We start from the raw sequence: 16,471 nt of genomic DNA, 5'->3' as shown, positions 1-16,471 counted from the left end.
CCCCCTGATTCCAACAATAAAGAATATCTATCAAATCAATGGGAATAAGTGCGTTCGTTTCGGTGGCGTCGCTATCCTAGCCAGTGGCGGTCCGGCGGGTGCCGCCGCCATTCGTGACCGAAGGACCATCAATGCCGATTTCGCCCGCCCGCGCCTGCCGCCTGTCCCTGTTCGCCGGAGCCGCGCTGTTCGCGATGCCCGCATGTGCCGCCGATCCGGTGCCGACGACCGCCGAAGTTGACACCGAGGCACCCAAGGAAGCCACGACCGGCGAGGATATCGTCGTCACCGCGCGCCGCCGCGCCGAACGCAGCCAGGACGTGCCGATCGCGATCAACGCGTTCGGCGCAGGCCAGATCGAGGCGACGCGCACCTACAACCTTCGCGACCTGCAACAGCTGACGCCCAGCCTGGTCGTCACCAACACCAACCCGCGCAACACCAGCATCAACATCCGCGGTCTGGGCAACAATGTCGCGGTCTATAATGACGGGCTGGAGCCGGCAGTCGGGGTCTATGTCGACGGCGTCTATCTGGCGCGCCCGGGGCAGACGGTGTTCGACCTCGCCGATCTGGAGCGGATCGAGGTGCTGCGCGGACCGCAGGGGACGCTGTTCGGCAAGAACACCTCGGCCGGGGCGGTGGTGGTCACGACCAAGGCACCGACGTTCGAACCCGAAGCGGGCGGCGACGTGTCGCTCGGCAATGTCGGCTTCCGTCAGCTCCATGCCTATGTCTCGGGACCGATCACGCAGAGCCTCGCCGCGCGGCTGTTCGTTTCGAAGACCGATCGTGACGGCTTTACCCTGAACCGCTTCGACGGGCGGCTGGGGCAGGATTTCCACGACCTGAATCTGCGCGGGCAACTGCTGTACAAGCCGACCGACACGCTGACGCTGCGGCTGATCGGCGATTGGGGACGGCAGCGTTCGTTCACTGCCGGCACCATTTTGCTGGGTGCGATCCGCACCTATGACAACGGCACCAACTTCGCGAACAACTTCTACGATCGGGCGGCTCGGCTGGGCTACACGCCGGTGCCGGCCGATCCGGAACTGCGCACCACCGATGTCGATGCGAACCCGCGCTATGCGATGAATCAGCATGGGCTGAACCTGACCGCCGATCTCGATCTCGGCGCGGCGACGCTGACCTCGGTCACCGCCTATCGCGCGTGGAACTGGTATCCGCACAATGACGGCGACAGCACCAGCATCGATGCCGGCGCCGATTTCCACCAGAGCAACGAACAGCGCCAGGTCAGCCAGGAACTGCGTATCGCATCGAACGGCGACCGGCCGGTCGATTATGTCGCCGGACTCTATTATCTCTACCAGTCGATCCGGGCCGAGGCGGTCAACCGCTATGGCAGCCGCGCCGCCGACTGGTTCCTGCCGCCCACCACCAATGCCGCGGTCGGCGCGGCGGCGCTCAACGATTACAATGTCGTCAGCCAGTCGCGCCCGGTCACCGACAGCTATGCCGCCTTTGCCCAGACGACCTGGCATGTCGTGCCGGGCGTCGATCTGACCACCGGGCTGCGCTATACCTACGAAACCAAGACCGGTTATTTCGATCAGGTTGCGACCGGGCGGTCGCTGGCCGGGCTGACCGCTGTACAGCAGGCGGCGGCGCAGACGATCCGCTCGCGCTACGGCATCGCCAATCGCTATGAGGCCGAGACCAAGGCCGGGCGACTGTCGGGACAGGCGACGCTGTCGTGGAAGATCGCCGAACCGGTGCTCAGCTATGTCACCTATGCGCGTGGCAACAAGTTCGGCGGGCTGAACCTCGCCAACATCACCACCACCGGGCAGTTCGCCGCCAATCCGGTGATCGCGCCCGAGACGATCGACAGTTACGAAGCGGGCGTCAAGACGACGTGGTTCGGCGGGCGGCTGACCGCCAATGCCGCCGCCTTCTGGACCGACGTCAAGGATTACCAGACGACGATCATCGATATCGAACGTAACGGGGTCAGCTTCTTCACCAACGCCGCCAAGGTTCGCACGCGCGGGTTCGAAGGCGATGTGCGCGCCACGCCGACGCGGTGGCTGACGCTCTACGCATCGGGCACCTATGACGATGCGCGGTACATCTCCTACGCCAATGCGCCGTGCCCGATCGAGATTACGGGCCGCACGCTGTGCGACCTGTCGGGGCAGCGGCTGCCGGGCGTGTCGGAATGGGCGGCATCGGCGGGCGGCGAGGTGCGCCAACCCATCGCCAACATGGCAGGCCGGTCGGGCGAGGTCTATTTCGGCAGCGATTACAGCTATCGATCAAGTACGAACACCACCGCCAGCCTCAGCCGCTATTCGGTGATACCGGCCTATGATCTGGTCAATCTGCGCTTCGGGTTCCGCACCGACGACGGGCTGTTCGACATCCAGTTGTGGGGCCGCAACGTGACCGACGAGACGTACTTCTTGTCGCGCGCCGCCGCCAATACCGGGGCGATCACCGGCACGCTCGGCGATCCGCGGACCTATGGCGTGACGCTACGGACGCGGTTGTAGGGGCTGGTCGCGCCATAGCCATTGCAGCGCGTCGGGCAGCACCGCGCCACCATCGGCATCCGAATGGCCGCCATCGGTCCAGACATGGCGCACATCGTAGCGCGGACCCCCACTTCGCACGTCGTCGGCATGGCGGTTGGCCCATGCGAGTGCGGCGACCATCTGCTGATTGGCGAGAAACCAGTTGCCATGTTCGTTGTCGAGATCGTTACGTCCGTCCTGCAGGAAGATGCGCAGCGGGCGGATCGGCGATTTGCGGATCAGGCCGGGATAGACATCGCCGCCATAGGAGACCGGCGTCCCATCGGGGGCGAGGCGCAGACCGATCGACGTATAGCTGCCGATGAAGCTGAGCACGTTGCCGAACGCCTCGGGATGGCGCCAGGCGACGGTCCATGCCGCGATCGCGCCGCTCGACGTGCCGCCGATCGCGCGGCGTCGCGGGTCGGCGGCGAAGCGCCAGCGCCGCGCGACCGCGGGCAGCAGTTCGTCCAGCGTCATGCGCGCATAGTCGTCGGAGACTGCGTCATATTCCGCGACGCGGTGATCGGGATTGTCCATGCCCAGCGTATCGGGATAGCGCGCTGCATGGTGGCCCGGCGTGACGAACACGCCAAGCGTCGGGGGGATGGCGCCGCGGCGGATCAACGTGTCGAGCACGGCCGGGATGCGTAGCGACCCGTTCGGGTTGACCGCGCGCTGGCCGTCCTGAAACACCAGCAGATTGGGCGGCCGTTCGGGGTCATAGCCGGCGGGGACATAGACCCAGTAGCGGCGCACCGTGCCGGGATAGATGCGCGAGCGGAGTTCGAACGGCCCCTCGATCCGGACCGGCTGGGCGACCGGAGCTTGTGGCGGGCGGGCGAGCGTATCCGCACCGTACGCCAGCCCCGCCGCCATCAATGCTGCCGATACTAGCGCGCGCATCGTTCGCTCCCCTGTTTCCGGACACAGGCTATCATGCTGGCGGCCGGACGGAAGCCGTATCGGCGACGCGATCGATGCAAGTTGTTGCGTTTGCGCCAGATTGCCGGCGTTCGGTCCGCGTGCCGAGTGGCTCGAAGCGATCAAACCTGCCGGAGCCCGACCGCAGCATATTTTGCGCTGCAAGCGATTTGACGCGGGTTCGTCACCGGACTGCAATGCATTGCGGATAGCGGCCCGGCGCAAGGCGGCACGTCGATGCCCGCCATCCAAGGGGAATCACATGTCACCGTTTTCGCGCCTGCTTCGCGCCACGACCGCGCTCGCCTTCGTCACGGCCCTGCCGTTCGCCGCCCATGCCCAGAATGCCGATGGCGCGGACGCGACCGCGGCCGAGAGCGATGGCGAGATCGTCGTCACCGGCAGCTATGCCCAGAGCCTGTCGGCGGCGATCGAGACCAAGCGCCGTGCCGCGTACGGCGTCGATTCGATCAATTCGACCGATATCGGCAAATTCCCGACGCAGAACGTCGCCGAGGCGCTGCAGCTGATCCCCGGCGTCGCGATCACCCGCCCGCGCGGCGAGGGGCTGTATGTCAGCGTCCGGGGCCTGGGGCCGCAGTTTCAGAATACGCAGCTGAACGGGCGCAGCGTCGCGCTGAACGACCTGATCGAGAATGGTGGCGCGCAGGGGCGGCAGTTCCGGTTCGAGATGCTGCCCGCCGAATTCACCGCCAGCATCGACGTCATCAAGACGCCGACCGCCGACATGGCCGAAGGGGCGCTGGGCGGCAATATCGACGTGAAGACGTTCCGCCCGCTCGACGCCGGCAACACGACGACGATCAATATGCGCGGCACCTATACGTCGCAGACGCACGACGTCCGGCCCAACATGACCGCGCTGACCAGTGCGACGACCGACGACGGCCGCTTCGGCGTGCTGGCGGGGGTGCAATATTGGGGCAAGACCGTCCGCAACGATCGCTTCATGAATTTCGGCTGGCTGCTCAACCGCTATACCGCCGCCAGCGCCGGCGGGCTTGCGGCCGGGCTGTATTCGCCGACGCGCACCCGCCCGACCGTCGAGACCGAGGAGCGCAAGCGCGTGTCGGGCATCGTATCGGCGCAGTGGCGGCCGACGCCCGAGCTGGAGACCACGCTCGACGTGCTCGCGACGCAGCTCGACGTCGCCTATGACGAATTCGGGCTCGACATCTATCCCGACGATTCGGGTACCGCGGTCGTGCCGGGGAGCGCAGTGGTCGAGGGCGATACGCTGGTCGCGGCGACGATCAGCCGGGTGCGCTTCATGGCGTCGCGCGAGGACAGTCTGAACCGGCACGACCTGCTGACCATCGGGTTGAAGCAGGCGTGGAACCCCGATCGCTGGCATCTGTCGCTGAACGGCAACTGGTCGAGCGCGCACAGCTATCACCCCGATTATCGCCGGGGCACGGTGCGCAGCCGCGCCTTCTTCAACGGGCCGCTGACCTATGACGCGCGCGGCGGGTACAAGGTGCTGCCGACCTTCACCACCAGCGTCGACGTGACCAATCCGGCGAGCTACGCGCTCTATCCGTTCAACATCGCGCCCAAGGACAGCAAGGACTGGGACAGCTATGTCCGCGGCGACGTGGCGCGCGACTTGGGCGGCTTCCTGTCAAAACTGGCGGCGGGTGGCGAATATCACTGGCGCAAGCGCGACTATTTCCGGCGCGACTATAACGTCACGCCCGCCAGCGGGACGCCGCTGACGTCGCTGGGCAGCGGCGGTTACGAAGCGATGCCCTATGACGATTTCCTGAAGGGCGTCGACGGCAATGCGCCGCGCAACTGGCTGGTCCCGGTGACCGAAGCCTATGTCGCGCGCTTCTTCACCCCCAGCGTCGAGAATGGTCCGCTGACGCTCGGCGACCGGCGGTCGTCGTTCGTGGTGACCGAAAAGATTGCCGCCGCCTATGTCCGGGCGGATTATGATTTCGGCGTGGGCGCGGTGCCGATCACCGGCAATGTCGGCGCGCGCTATGTCCACACCGACCAGGTGTCGAGCGGGACGTTGACCAGCGGATCGACCTTTACCCCCGTCAGTTTCCCCAAGACGTTCAACAATGTGCTGCCGAGCTTCAACCTGCGCGCCGAATTGCAGCCGACGCTGGTCGCGCGGCTGGCGGCCAGCCGGGTGCTGACCCGCCCCAACGTCACCGACACGGCGCCGCGCATCACCGTGTCGACCGATGCCCCGACCGCGAGCGGCGGCAACCCGCAGCTGGTGCCGTTCCTCGCCACCCAGTTCGACGGGTCGCTCGAATGGTATTTCGCTCGGTCGGGCATGTTGTCGGGCGCGGTCTTCTACAAGACGCTCGACGACTATATCACCCAGCAGAATACCGAGATCACCATTCCCGGCCGCGGCATCGTCCGCCTGTCGACGCAGGTGAATGGCGGGCGGGCAAAGGTGTATGGCGCCGAAATGGCCTATACGCAGGTGTTCAACTTCCTCCCCGCGCCGCTCGACGGGCTGGGGGTGCAGGGCTCGTACACCCATACGTCGGTCCAGGCGGAATATACCGCGGGGTCGCGGACGATCCGCGACCAGCTGCTGGGCCTGTCGAAGAACAGCTTCAACCTCGTCGGCTTCTACGACAACGGACCGGTGTCGGCGCGGCTGTCCTATGTCTGGCGCGACAAATATCTGTCGAGCACCGGCAGCACGACGCAGGCACCGACCTATGTCGATGCGTTCGGCTCGCTCGACGGCAATCTGTCGCTGCGCGCGACCGAGCAGGTGACGGTCAGCCTGGAGGGGATCAACCTCGCCGGCGCGCGGCAATACACCTATAACGACAGCGAGCTGCGGTTCGGCGAGATCAACTATTACGGCCGGACGATCCTGTTCGGCGTGCGGGCGGCGTTCTGATGCGGACGATCGGCCTGCTGGCCGCTGCCGTCGCCTGTATGGCGGCGGCGCCACGCCCGCCGCTTCGCATGAACGAGGTGCAGGTCATTGGCTCGCACAACAGCTTCAAGCGGCGCATTCCCGACGCGGTGATGGCCGCGATCCGGGCGCGTGCGCCCAAGGAGGCCGAGGCGCTCGACTACGACCATCTGCCGCTTCGCGAGCAGCTCGATCGCGGGGTTCGCCAGCTCGAACTCGACATCTTCGCCGATCCGGCGGGCGGGCGCTATGCCGATCCGGCGGGCGAGAAGATCGCGAGGGCGGCGGGCGAGACGACCGGCTTCGATCGCGCAGCGATGCTGGAGCCGGGCTTCAAGGTCTTTCACATCCCCGATATCGATTACCTGTCGGGTTGCGTGACGTTTCGCCGCTGCCTGAAGGAGATCGACGACTGGTCGCGGGCGCATCCCGGCCATCTGCCGATCATGATAACGATCAATGCCGCCGACAAACCGGCAGGGCGCCCCGGCATCACCGATCCGCTGCCGCTGACCGCGCCGCTGCTCGATGCGCTCGACGCCGAGATCCGCGCTACGTTGGCACCGGGGCGGATCATCACCCCGGACGAGGTGCGCGGGACGGCGGCGACGCTCAGCGAGGGCGTGCGCCGGCGAGGCTGGCCGACGCTCGATCAGACGCGGGGGCGGCTGTATTTCGTGCTCGACGTGCGGGCGGAGGTCGGCGATCTGTACCGCGCGGGGCATCCGTCGCTGAAAGGGAGGCCGATCTTCGGCTGGTACGATCCGGCGACGCCCGAGGGCGTGGTGCAGATCGTACAGGACCCGCTGGTCGACGGGGCCAAGATCCGCGACTGGGTGCGCAACGGCGTGATCGTGCGGACGCGCAGCGACCTGCCGACGACCGATGCGCGCAGCGGAAGCCATGCCCGCGCCAATGCCGCCGCCGCCAGCGGCGCGCAGGCGGTCAGCACCGATTACTATCCCGGCGCACCGTCGCGACCGGGCATCGATTTCGCGGTGACGCTGCCCGGCGGCGTGATGGAGCGGTGCAATCCGCTGCTGCGACCGGGACACTGCGCACTGCGATGAGCGCGATCACCCGATCGGCACCCGTCAGGCGGGGGCCGGCGGGGCGGATCCATCCGCCAACGATGTCGATACGCTGCTGATTTCTGCTATTTTCCCTTAGCGGGAAAATGGTGCCCAGAAGAGGACTCGAACCTCCACGACCTTGCGATCGCCAGCACCTGAAGCTGGTGCGTCTACCAATTCCGCCATCTGGGCACGGGGTAGGAGGGCGCCTCTACGGGGGGTGCGGCGGGGTGTCAACAACTTGTTTTGCGATTTTTACGTTGTCCTTGCCGTTTTGCTGCGGGAGCGGCATGGGGCTGGCATAGAGGCATGTGGGCCAAGCAAAGGCGGGCACGATGAAGAACCAGTTGGTGACGCTGTTCGGCGGTGGCGGTTTCGTCGGCCGCTATATCGCACAGGAATTGTTGAAGGCGGGCGCGCGCGTCCGCATCGCGCAGCGCGATCCGCGCCAGGCGCTGTACCTGCGCACGCAGGGCGGGCTCGGCCAGACGCAGTTCGTCGCGGCCGACCTGTCGCGCCCGGAAACGCTGGCGCGCGCGGTGGCGGGATCGGATGCGGTCGTGAACCTCGTCGGCATCCTCGAGGGCGATTTCGACAAGGTCCATGTGACCGGCGCGCGCAACGTCGCCGAAGCGGTGGCGGCGGCGGGCGCCAAGGCATTCGTGCAGATTTCGGCGATCGGTGCCGATCCGGCGTCGCCCTCCGCCTATGGCCGGTCGAAGGCGGCGGGCGAGGACGCGGTGCGGACGGCGTTCCCCAACGCCACGATCCTGCGCCCGTCGATCGTGTTCGGGCGCGAGGACGGCTTCGTCAATCGCTTCGCGGGCATGATCGCGGCGGCACCCGCGCTGATCGGGCGACCGATCGTGCCGGTGATGGCGGCGGCGACGAAGTTCCAGCCGATCTATGTCGTCGATCTGGCGCAGGTGGTGGTCAAGGCGCTGGCCGATCCGGAGCGCTTCGGCGGACAGACCTATGCGATCGGTGGCCCCGACGTCATTTCGATGGGCGAGCTCAACCGCTGGATCGCGCAGGCGATCGGCCGTGACGTCCGTTTCGTGGAGATCCCGAACGACCTGGGCGGCGCGATCGCGGCGATGCCGTTCACCCCGATCAGCAAGGATCAGTGGGCGATGCTGTCGCGCGACAATGTCGTCGACGCGAATGTGCCGGGGATCGAGGCGTTCGACCTGCGGCCGGTGCCGCTGGCGACGGTCGCGCCCGACTGGCTGGTCGTCTATCGCAAGAATGGCCGCTTCAACAAGGTCGCCCGCGCGTGAACCCTGCCACCGCGTGGCTAGAAGCCGCGATCCTCGGCATCATCCAGGGGCTGACCGAGTTCCTGCCGGTCTCGTCCAGCGCGCACCTGCGCATCGCCGGCGCGTTCCTGCCGTCGGGGACCGATCCGGGTGCCGCCTTCACCGCGATCATCCAGATCGGGACTGAGGCGGCGGTGCTGCTGTATTTCCGCAAGGATATCTGGCGGATCGCGACGGCGTGGCTCGGCCAGTTCTTCGGGCGTCAGGCAACGCAGGATGCCGACAATGCCCGGATCGGCTGGCTGGTCATCATCGGCACGTTGCCGATCGTCGTGCTGGGCCTGCTGTTCAAGGACGCGATCGAGACGTCGCTGCGCAATTTGTGGTTCACGGCGTTCAGCCTGATCGGCTTCGGCATCCTGCTTGGGATCGCCGACCGGGTCGGGCGGCGCCGCTGGGGCATCGACCGGCTTGGCTGGGGCAGCGGCATCGCCTTCGGCTTTGCGCAGGCGATGGCGCTGCTGCCGGGCGTTTCGCGCTCGGGCGGCACGATCACCGCCGGGCTGTTCATGGGGTTCACCCGCGAAGCGGCGGCGCGCTATTCGTTCCTGCTGGCGATTCCCGCCGTGCTGGCGTCGGGGCTGTACCAGTTGTTCAAGACCTGGGGACAGTTCGGTCCCTATGGGCCGGGGCCGACGCTGCTGGCCACCGCGATTTCGTTCGTCGTGGGATATGCGTCGATCGTCGGTTTCCTGAAGCTCGTGTCGACGCGCGGCTATATGGTGTTCGTCGTCTATCGTGTGCTGCTGGGTAGTGCGTTGATTGCGCTGCTTTCCCAGGGACGTATCGCTCCGCTGGGGTAGGGCCGTTTCGGCCCTTCTTTCGCTAGTTAAGAATGGGTGTCATTACCGACAGCGGTCGGAGCCCTTAACAAGGTCAGTATAGCTTACCTATTGACCTTTTATTGCGTGACTCTGCCGTTAAAATATGCTTTCCGAACGGTCGGAGGGCATCATGGCCGATCAAGCAATGCTGAAGTTCGTTTCGCGTCCGCAGGCCTATCCGGCCAAGCGGGAACCGGAACTGCGCGCCGAGGACTTTCGCGAGATCGCGGAGCGCTACGCACCGCCGACCGCCGAGGATCAGGCGGGACGCTGTTCGCAATGCGGCGTCCCCTATTGCTCGGTCCATTGTCCGCTGCACAATCATATCCCCGACTGGCTGCGCCTGACTGCCGAGGGGCGGTTGCAGGAGGCGTATCAGCTGTCGAACAGCACCTCGACCATGCCCGAAATCTGCGGTCGCATCTGTCCGCAGGACCGGCTGTGCGAGGGCAATTGCGTCATCGAGTTTTCGGGGCACGGTGCGGTCACGATCGGGTCGGTCGAGAAGTTCATCACCGACACCGCATGGGAGAATGGCTGGGTCGAGCCGGTCGCGGTCGGTCCGGCACGGGGTCAGTCGGTCGGGATCGTGGGTGCGGGGCCGGCGGGGCTGTCGGCGGCGGAATGGCTGCGCAACCTCGGCTATGAGGTGCATGTCTACGACCGATACGACCGGGCGGGCGGGCTGCTGACCTATGGCATTCCGGGCTTCAAGCTGGAAAAGCCGGTGGTAATGCGCCGGGTCGAACGACTGAAGGAAGGCGGCATCGTCTTTCACGAAGGGTTCGAGGTCGGCCGCGATGCCAAGCTCGACGAGTTGCGGCAGAAGCATGACGCGATCCTGATCGCGACCGGCGTCTACAAGCCGCGTGCGATCAAGGCGCCGGGCGTCGGCAGCGGCGGGGTGGTCGATGCGCTCGACTATCTGACGACGTCGAACCGGATCGGCTTCGGCGACAGTGTGGCCGCCTATGACGACGGATCGCTGAACGCGGCGGGCAAGAATGTCGTCGTCGTCGGCGGCGGCGATACCGCGATGGACTGTGTCCGCACCGCGATCCGCCAGGGTGCGAAGTCGGTCAAGTGCCTCTATCGCCGCGACCGCGCCAACATGCCCGGATCGCAGCGCGAAGTCGCCAATGCTGAGGAAGAGGGCGTCGAGTTCGTCTGGCTTTCCGCCCCCGCCGCGTTCGACGAGCGCGATGGACAGGTGGTGCAGGTCCGCGCCACGGGGATGCGCCTCGGCGCGCCCGACGCCTCGGGCCGCCGCGCGCCGGAGACCGATCCGGGCAACGAATTCGTGCTCGACGCCGATCTGGTGGTGAAGGCGCTGGGTTTCGATGCCGAAGACCTGCCGACGCTGTTCGATGCACCCGAACTGGGCGTGACCCGCTGGGGCACGGTCCGGGTCGACGGCAAGTCGATGATGACGTCGCTCGACGGCGTGTTCGCGGCGGGCGATATCGTGCGCGGGGCGAGCCTCGTGGTGTGGGCGATCCGCGACGGGCGCGACGTGACCGAGCGGATGCACGCGTACCTCAAGGCGAAGGCCAAGGCGGCGAGGCAGGCAGCGTGAGGCTGAAGCCGAACGAGGTGCAGGCGATCAAGACGGCGGCGCGTGAAGCGTTCGGCGAGGATGTCGTCGTGCGTCTGTTCGGCAGCCGGGTGCGTGACGATCTGCGGGGTGGCGATATCGACCTGCTGGTCGAGGTTGACGCCAGCCTCGCGACCGAAGCCCGGGCCGACCGGTTCCGTGACCGTCTGTTCGAGCGGATCGACGAGCAGAAGGTGGATGTGGTCTTCGCGCCGCGGTCGGGCGACTGGTCCGATTTTGCCCGGATGGTCGCGCCGCAGGCGGTAGCATTGCCATGAGCGGTACCGACACAGTCCTGCGCGCCACGCTGCTGCGGTGCCGGCGGCTGTCGGACGGGATCGACGAACTGCGTCCGCTATTGTCGCCGCATTTGCCGACCGAGGTCAGGGCGCTGGAGGCGCTTCCGCTGATCGAGCGGATCGCATCGATCGCGCTGCTCAAACGCGTCGAACAGTTGCAGGACATGATCGCCCGGCTGGTTCGACTGGTCGCCGTCTGGGAACTGCTCGACACGGCGACGATGACCCGGCGCGATATCGCGAACTGGATGGAAAAGAGCCGGTTCGTCGAGGACGCCGATCACTGGGTCGACCTGACGCTGCTGCGCAACCGACTGGTCCATGAATATCCGATCGACGAGGCGGAGCAGGTCTGCCGGGTCAATCAATGCTGGGATGCCGCGACGCAGTTGCAGTCGATCGTCACAGCCATCGTAACATATCTTTCCAAGAAAGGGTTTGCGGCATGACCGACATGACCTCCGAACGCCTCCGCCTCGCCACCGAAGGCATGTACCGCCCCGAATATGAGGGCGATGCGTGCGGTGTCGGCATGGTCGCCGCGACCGATGGCAAGCCGTCGCGCCGCGTCGTCCAGTCGGCGATCGATGCGCTGCGCGCGGTGTGGCATCGCGGCGCGGTCGATGCCGACGGCAAGACCGGCGATGGCGCCGGCATCCATGTCGACCTGCCGCACCGCTTCTTCGACGACGCGATCGCCGCATCGGGGCACAAGCCGCTGCACGCTCGGCTTGCGGTCGGCATGGTGTTCATGCCGCGCACCGATCTGGGCGCGCAGGAAACCTGCCGCACCTTAGTCGAATCGGAGATCATCGAGGCGGGCTGGTCGATCTATGGCTGGCGGCAGGTGCCGGTCGACGTGTCGGTCATCGGCATGAAGGCGCAGGCGACGCGCCCCGAGATCGAGCAGATCATGATCGCCGGTCCCGCACCCGAGGAGATGGACGAGGCCGAGTTCGAAAAGAACCTGTATCTGGTCCGCCGCCGGATCGAGAAGCGGATCATCGCCGCGCAGATCACCGGCTTCTATTTCTGTTCGCTGTCGTGCCGCTCGATCATCTACAAGGGGCTGTTCCTCGCGGAGAGCCTGTCGGATTTCTATCCCGACCTGACCGACGAACGCTTCGAATCGCGAGTCGCGATCTTCCACCAGCGGTACTCGACCAACACCTTTCCGCAATGGTGGCTGGCGCAGCCGTTCCGCTGCCTAGCGCATAATGGCGAGGTCAACACGATCCGCGGCAACAAGAACTGGATGCTCAGCCACGAGATCAAGATGGCGAGCATCGCGTTCGGCGAGCGGTCGGAGGATATCAAGCCGGTGATCCCGGCCGGCGCGTCGGACACGGCGGCGCTGGATGCGGTGTTCGAGACGATCTGCCGTTCGGGCCGCGACGCGCCGACCGCCAAGCTGATGCTGGTGCCCGAGGCATGGCAGGGTGCCGCCGACATGCCCGAAGCGCATACCGCGATGTATGATTACCTCGCGAGCGTGATGGAGCCGTGGGACGGTCCCGCCGCGCTGGCGATGACCGATGGCCGCTGGGCGGTCGCAGGGCTCGATCGCAACGCGCTGCGTCCGCTGCGCTATACGATCACCGGCGACGGGCTGCTGATCGTCGGGTCGGAAGCGGGCATGGTGCCGGTCGCCGAAGCGACGGTGGTCGAGAAGGGGCGGCTGGGGCCGGGCGAGATGCTGGCCGTCGACTTGGGCGAGGGCAAACTCTACAAGGACCGCGCGATCAAGGACAAGATCGCGGGTGAGGCCGACTATGCCGCGATGACGGCCAAGTTCCTGACCATCGACGACCTGCCCGCCGCCACCGCCGAACCGCTGCGCTACGACCGCGCCGAACTGGCGCGGCGGCAGGTGTGCGCGGGGCAGACGCTGGAGGATATGGAGCTGATCCTGTCGCCGATGGTCGAAGGGGCCAAGGAAGCGATCGGGTCGATGGGCGACGACACGCCGCTGGCAGTCATCTCCGACAAGCCGCGGCTCATCAGCCATTTCTTCCGCCAGAATTTCTCGCAGGTCACCAACCCGCCGATCGATCCGTTGCGCGAGCGTTACGTCATGTCGCTCAAGACGCGGTTCGGCAATCTCGCCAACATCCTCGACGCCGCCGACCGCGGCAGCGCGGTGCTGGTGCTGGACAGCCCGGTGCTGACCAACACCGACTGGCTGCGGCTTAAAGGCCATTTCGGGGCGCAGGCGGCGGAGATCGACTGCACCTTCCCGGCGGGCGAGGGGCCGGAGGCGCTACGTGCCGCGATCGCCCGCATCCGCGCACAGGCCGAACAGGCGGTGCGGGAGGGACGCAGCGAGCTGTTCCTGACCGACGAACATCTGGACGCGACCAAGGTGCCGATCGCCGGTGTGCTGGCGGCGGCGGCGGTGCATACGCATCTGGTCCGCAAGGGGCTGCGCTCCTATGCGTCGATCAACGTGCGGTCGTCGGAATGCCTCGACACCCATTATTATGCGGTGCTGATCGGGGTCGGCGCGACAACGGTGAACGCCTATCTGGCTGAGGCGGCGATCGCCGATCGCCATGCACGCGGGCTGTTCGGCGAGATCAGCATGGACGAGGCGCTCAAGCGCCACCGGACCGCGATCGACGAGGGGCTACTGAAGATCCTGTCGAAGATGGGGATCGCGGTGATCTCCAGCTATCGCGGCGGGTACAACTTCGAGGCGGTGGGCCTGTCGCGCGCGCTGGTGAACGATTTCTTCCCCGGCATGCCGGCGAAGATTTCGGGCGAGGGCTATCATTCGCTGCACGTCAACGCGACGCAGCGGCACGAAGCGGCGTTCGATACGGCGGTGGCGACGCTGCCGATCGGCGGCTTCTATCGCCAGCGTGGCGGTGGCGAGGCGCATGCCTATTCGGCGCAGCTGATGCACCTGCTGCAGACCGCGGTCGCGACCGACAGCTATTCGACCTACATGCAGTTTTCGCGGGGCGTGCGCGATCTGCCACCGGTCTATCTGCGCGACGTGCTCGAGTTCAATTTCCCCGACACCGGCGTGCCGATCGATCAGGTCGAGGCGATCACCGAGATCCGCAAGCGCTTCGTGACGCCGGGTATGTCGCTGGGCGCGTTGTCGCCGGAAGCGCATGAGACGCTGGCGATCGCGATGAACCGCATCGGTGCGAAGGCGGTGTCGGGCGAGGGCGGCGAGGATTCGATCCGCTATCAGCCGTACGAGAATGGCGACAACGGCAATTCGGTCATCAAGCAGGTGGCGAGCGGAAGGTTCGGCGTCACCGCCGAGTATCTCAACGCCTGCGACGAGATCGAGATCAAGGTCGCACAGGGCGCCAAGCCCGGCGAGGGCGGGCAGCTGCCCGGGTTCAAGGTGACCGAGTTCATCGCCAAGCTGCGCCATGCGACGCCCGGGGTGACGCTGATCAGCCCGCCGCCGCACCACGACATCTATTCGATCGAGGATCTGGCGCAGCTCATCTACGACCTGAAGCAGATCAACCCCAAGGCACGGGTATGCGTGAAGCTGGTCAGCTCGGCCGGCATCGGCACCGTCGCAGCGGGCGTGGCGAAGGCGCATGCCGACGTCATCCTCGTGTCGGGGCATGTCGGCGGGACCGGTGCGTCGCCGCAGACCTCGATCAAATATGCCGGTACCCCGTGGGAAATGGGGCTGTCGGAGGTCAACCAGACGCTGACGCTGAACGGGCTGCGCGGGCGGGTGGTGCTGCGTACCGATGGCGGGCTCAAGACCGGGCGTGACATCGTCGCCGCCGCGATCCTGGGGGCGGAAGAGTTCGGCATCGGCACGTTGTCGCTGGTGGCGATGGGCTGCATCATGGTGCGCCAGTGCCATAGCAACACCTGCCCCGTGGGCGTGTGCGTGCAGGACGAGCGGCTGCGCGCCAAGTTCACCGGCACGCCCGAGAAGGTTATCAACCTGATGACCTTCATCGCCGAGGAAGTGCGCGAGATCCTGTCGCGGCTGGGCGTGCGCAGCCTCGACGAAGTGGTCGGGCGGACCGAGTTCCTGCGGCAGGTCAGCCGCGGGGCGGAGCATCTCGACGATCTCGACCTCAACCCGATCCTGGCCAAGGTCGATGCCGACGAGAGTGAGCGGCGGTTCAGCCTGTCGACCTTCCGCAACGACGTGCCCGACAGCCTCGATGCGCAGATGATCAAGGATGCGGCGGCGGTGTTCTCGCGCGGCGAGAAGATGCAGCTGACCTATTCGGTGCGCAACACCCACCGTGCGGTCGGTACCCGCCTGTCGAGCGAGATCACGCGGACCTTCGGCATGTCGAAGCTGGCCGATGGCCATGTGACGGTGCGGTTGCGTGGGAGTGCGGGGCAGAGCCTCGGCGCGTTCCTGTGCAAGGGCATCAAGCTGGAAGTGTTCGGCGACGCCAACGACTATGTCGGCAAGGGGCTGTCAGGCGGAACGATCGTCGTGCGGCCGATGGTGTCGTCGCCGCTGCGCAGTCACGAGAATACGATCGTCGGCAATACCGTGCTATACGGCGCGACCAGCGGCAAGCTGTTCGCGGCGGGACAGGCGGGCGAGCGCTTCGCGGTGCGCAACTCGGGCGCGACCGTGGTGGTCGAGGGCTGCGGTGCGAATGGCTGCGAATATATGACCGGCGGCGTCGCGGTGGTGCTGGGGCGGACCGGCACGAACTTCGGCGCGGGCATGACCGGCGGCATGGCGTTCATCTATGACCATGACGACAGTTTCGAGCGGAATTACAATCCGGAGAGCATCACGCTGCACCGGTTGGGATCGGCGCATTGGGACGGCGTGCTGAAGGACCTCGTCGCGCAGCATCACGCCGCGACCGACAGCCGCTGGTCGGGGGCGATCCTCGAGGATTGGGAGCGGTGCAAGGGTCGTTTCTGGCAGGTGGTGCCCAAGGAAATGCTGACGCGCCTGCCGCACCAGCTGCTCGACGATGCCGCGGGCGAACCGGGACAGGCGGTGGCGGCCGCCTGAACC

Annotated in this window: 10 protein-coding genes and 1 tRNA gene; 9 read left to right on the top strand and 2 right to left on the bottom strand. The window is 66.4% G+C overall.

Features of this window, described 5'->3' with window-relative positions:
• Nucleotides 1–131 precede the first annotated feature (131 nt).
• On the top strand, nucleotides 132–2,519 hold the full coding sequence (locus ACTHQV_RS03170; RefSeq protein WP_440488339.1) for a TonB-dependent receptor: 2,388 nt from the start codon (nucleotides 132–134) through the stop codon (nucleotides 2,517–2,519).
• Here ACTHQV_RS03170 and ACTHQV_RS03165 read toward each other — a convergent pair.
• Complete coding sequence (locus ACTHQV_RS03165; protein ID WP_440488338.1) at nucleotides 2,502–3,446, bottom strand: alpha/beta hydrolase; 945 nt, start codon at nucleotides 3,444–3,446, stop codon at nucleotides 2,502–2,504. The two genes, ACTHQV_RS03170 and ACTHQV_RS03165, sit on opposite strands and share 18 nt — an antisense overlap.
• A 280-nt stretch (nucleotides 3,447–3,726) precedes the next feature.
• On the opposite strand from ACTHQV_RS03165, the gene ACTHQV_RS03160 reads away from it, so the two are divergent.
• Together ACTHQV_RS03160 and ACTHQV_RS03155 are read left to right on the top strand one after the other, a co-directional pair.
• Nucleotides 3,727–6,363: a TonB-dependent receptor gene (locus tag ACTHQV_RS03160; RefSeq protein ID WP_440488337.1), complete on the top strand. Its 2,637-nt coding sequence runs from the start codon at nucleotides 3,727–3,729 to the stop codon at nucleotides 6,361–6,363.
• Nucleotides 6,363–7,451: a Ca2+-dependent phosphoinositide-specific phospholipase C gene (locus tag ACTHQV_RS03155; RefSeq protein ID WP_440488336.1), complete on the top strand. Its 1,089-nt coding sequence runs from the start codon at nucleotides 6,363–6,365 to the stop codon at nucleotides 7,449–7,451. Before ACTHQV_RS03160 ends, ACTHQV_RS03155 begins: the two co-directional genes overlap by 1 nt.
• A gap of 108 nt (nucleotides 7,452–7,559) precedes the next feature.
• Here ACTHQV_RS03155 and ACTHQV_RS03150 read toward each other — a convergent pair.
• Nucleotides 7,560–7,646: transfer RNA gene (locus tag ACTHQV_RS03150), tRNA-Leu, on the bottom strand.
• Nucleotides 7,647–7,789: 143 nt separating this feature from the next.
• Between ACTHQV_RS03150 and ACTHQV_RS03145 the strand changes: the two genes are divergently transcribed.
• From ACTHQV_RS03145 to gltB, 6 genes are all read left to right on the top strand, one after another.
• A complete protein-coding gene (locus ACTHQV_RS03145; protein WP_440488335.1) occupies nucleotides 7,790–8,734 on the top strand; it encodes a complex I NDUFA9 subunit family protein in 945 nt (314 codons plus the stop codon).
• Nucleotides 8,731–9,576: an undecaprenyl-diphosphate phosphatase gene (locus tag ACTHQV_RS03140; RefSeq protein WP_440488334.1), complete on the top strand. Its 846-nt coding sequence runs from the start codon at nucleotides 8,731–8,733 to the stop codon at nucleotides 9,574–9,576. Before ACTHQV_RS03145 ends, ACTHQV_RS03140 begins: the two co-directional genes overlap by 4 nt.
• 151 nt (nucleotides 9,577–9,727) lie before the next feature.
• A complete protein-coding gene (locus ACTHQV_RS03135) occupies nucleotides 9,728–11,173 on the top strand; it encodes an NAD(P)-dependent oxidoreductase (RefSeq protein WP_440488333.1) in 1,446 nt (481 codons plus the stop codon).
• The gene (locus ACTHQV_RS03130; protein WP_440488332.1) at nucleotides 11,170–11,469 is read left to right on the top strand and encodes a nucleotidyltransferase domain-containing protein; all 300 of its coding nucleotides are present in this window, start codon (nucleotides 11,170–11,172) and stop codon (nucleotides 11,467–11,469) included. Before ACTHQV_RS03135 ends, ACTHQV_RS03130 begins: the two co-directional genes overlap by 4 nt.
• A complete protein-coding gene (locus ACTHQV_RS03125; RefSeq protein WP_440488331.1) occupies nucleotides 11,466–11,939 on the top strand; it encodes a hypothetical protein in 474 nt (157 codons plus the stop codon). Before ACTHQV_RS03130 ends, ACTHQV_RS03125 begins: the two co-directional genes overlap by 4 nt.
• Nucleotides 11,936–16,468: a glutamate synthase large subunit gene (gltB, locus tag ACTHQV_RS03120; RefSeq protein ID WP_440488330.1), complete on the top strand. Its 4,533-nt coding sequence runs from the start codon at nucleotides 11,936–11,938 to the stop codon at nucleotides 16,466–16,468. The genes ACTHQV_RS03125 and gltB overlap by 4 nt, the downstream gene beginning before the upstream one ends.
• The last annotated feature ends 3 nt before the right edge of the window (nucleotides 16,469–16,471 follow it).

Source organism: Sphingomonas sp. SAFR-052, from assembly GCF_051965015.1.
Taxonomy (GTDB): domain Bacteria; phylum Pseudomonadota; class Alphaproteobacteria; order Sphingomonadales; family Sphingomonadaceae; genus Sphingomonas.
The sequence above is the reverse complement of the archived record's forward strand: the minus strand, read 5'-3'. Positions and strand labels throughout refer to the sequence as shown.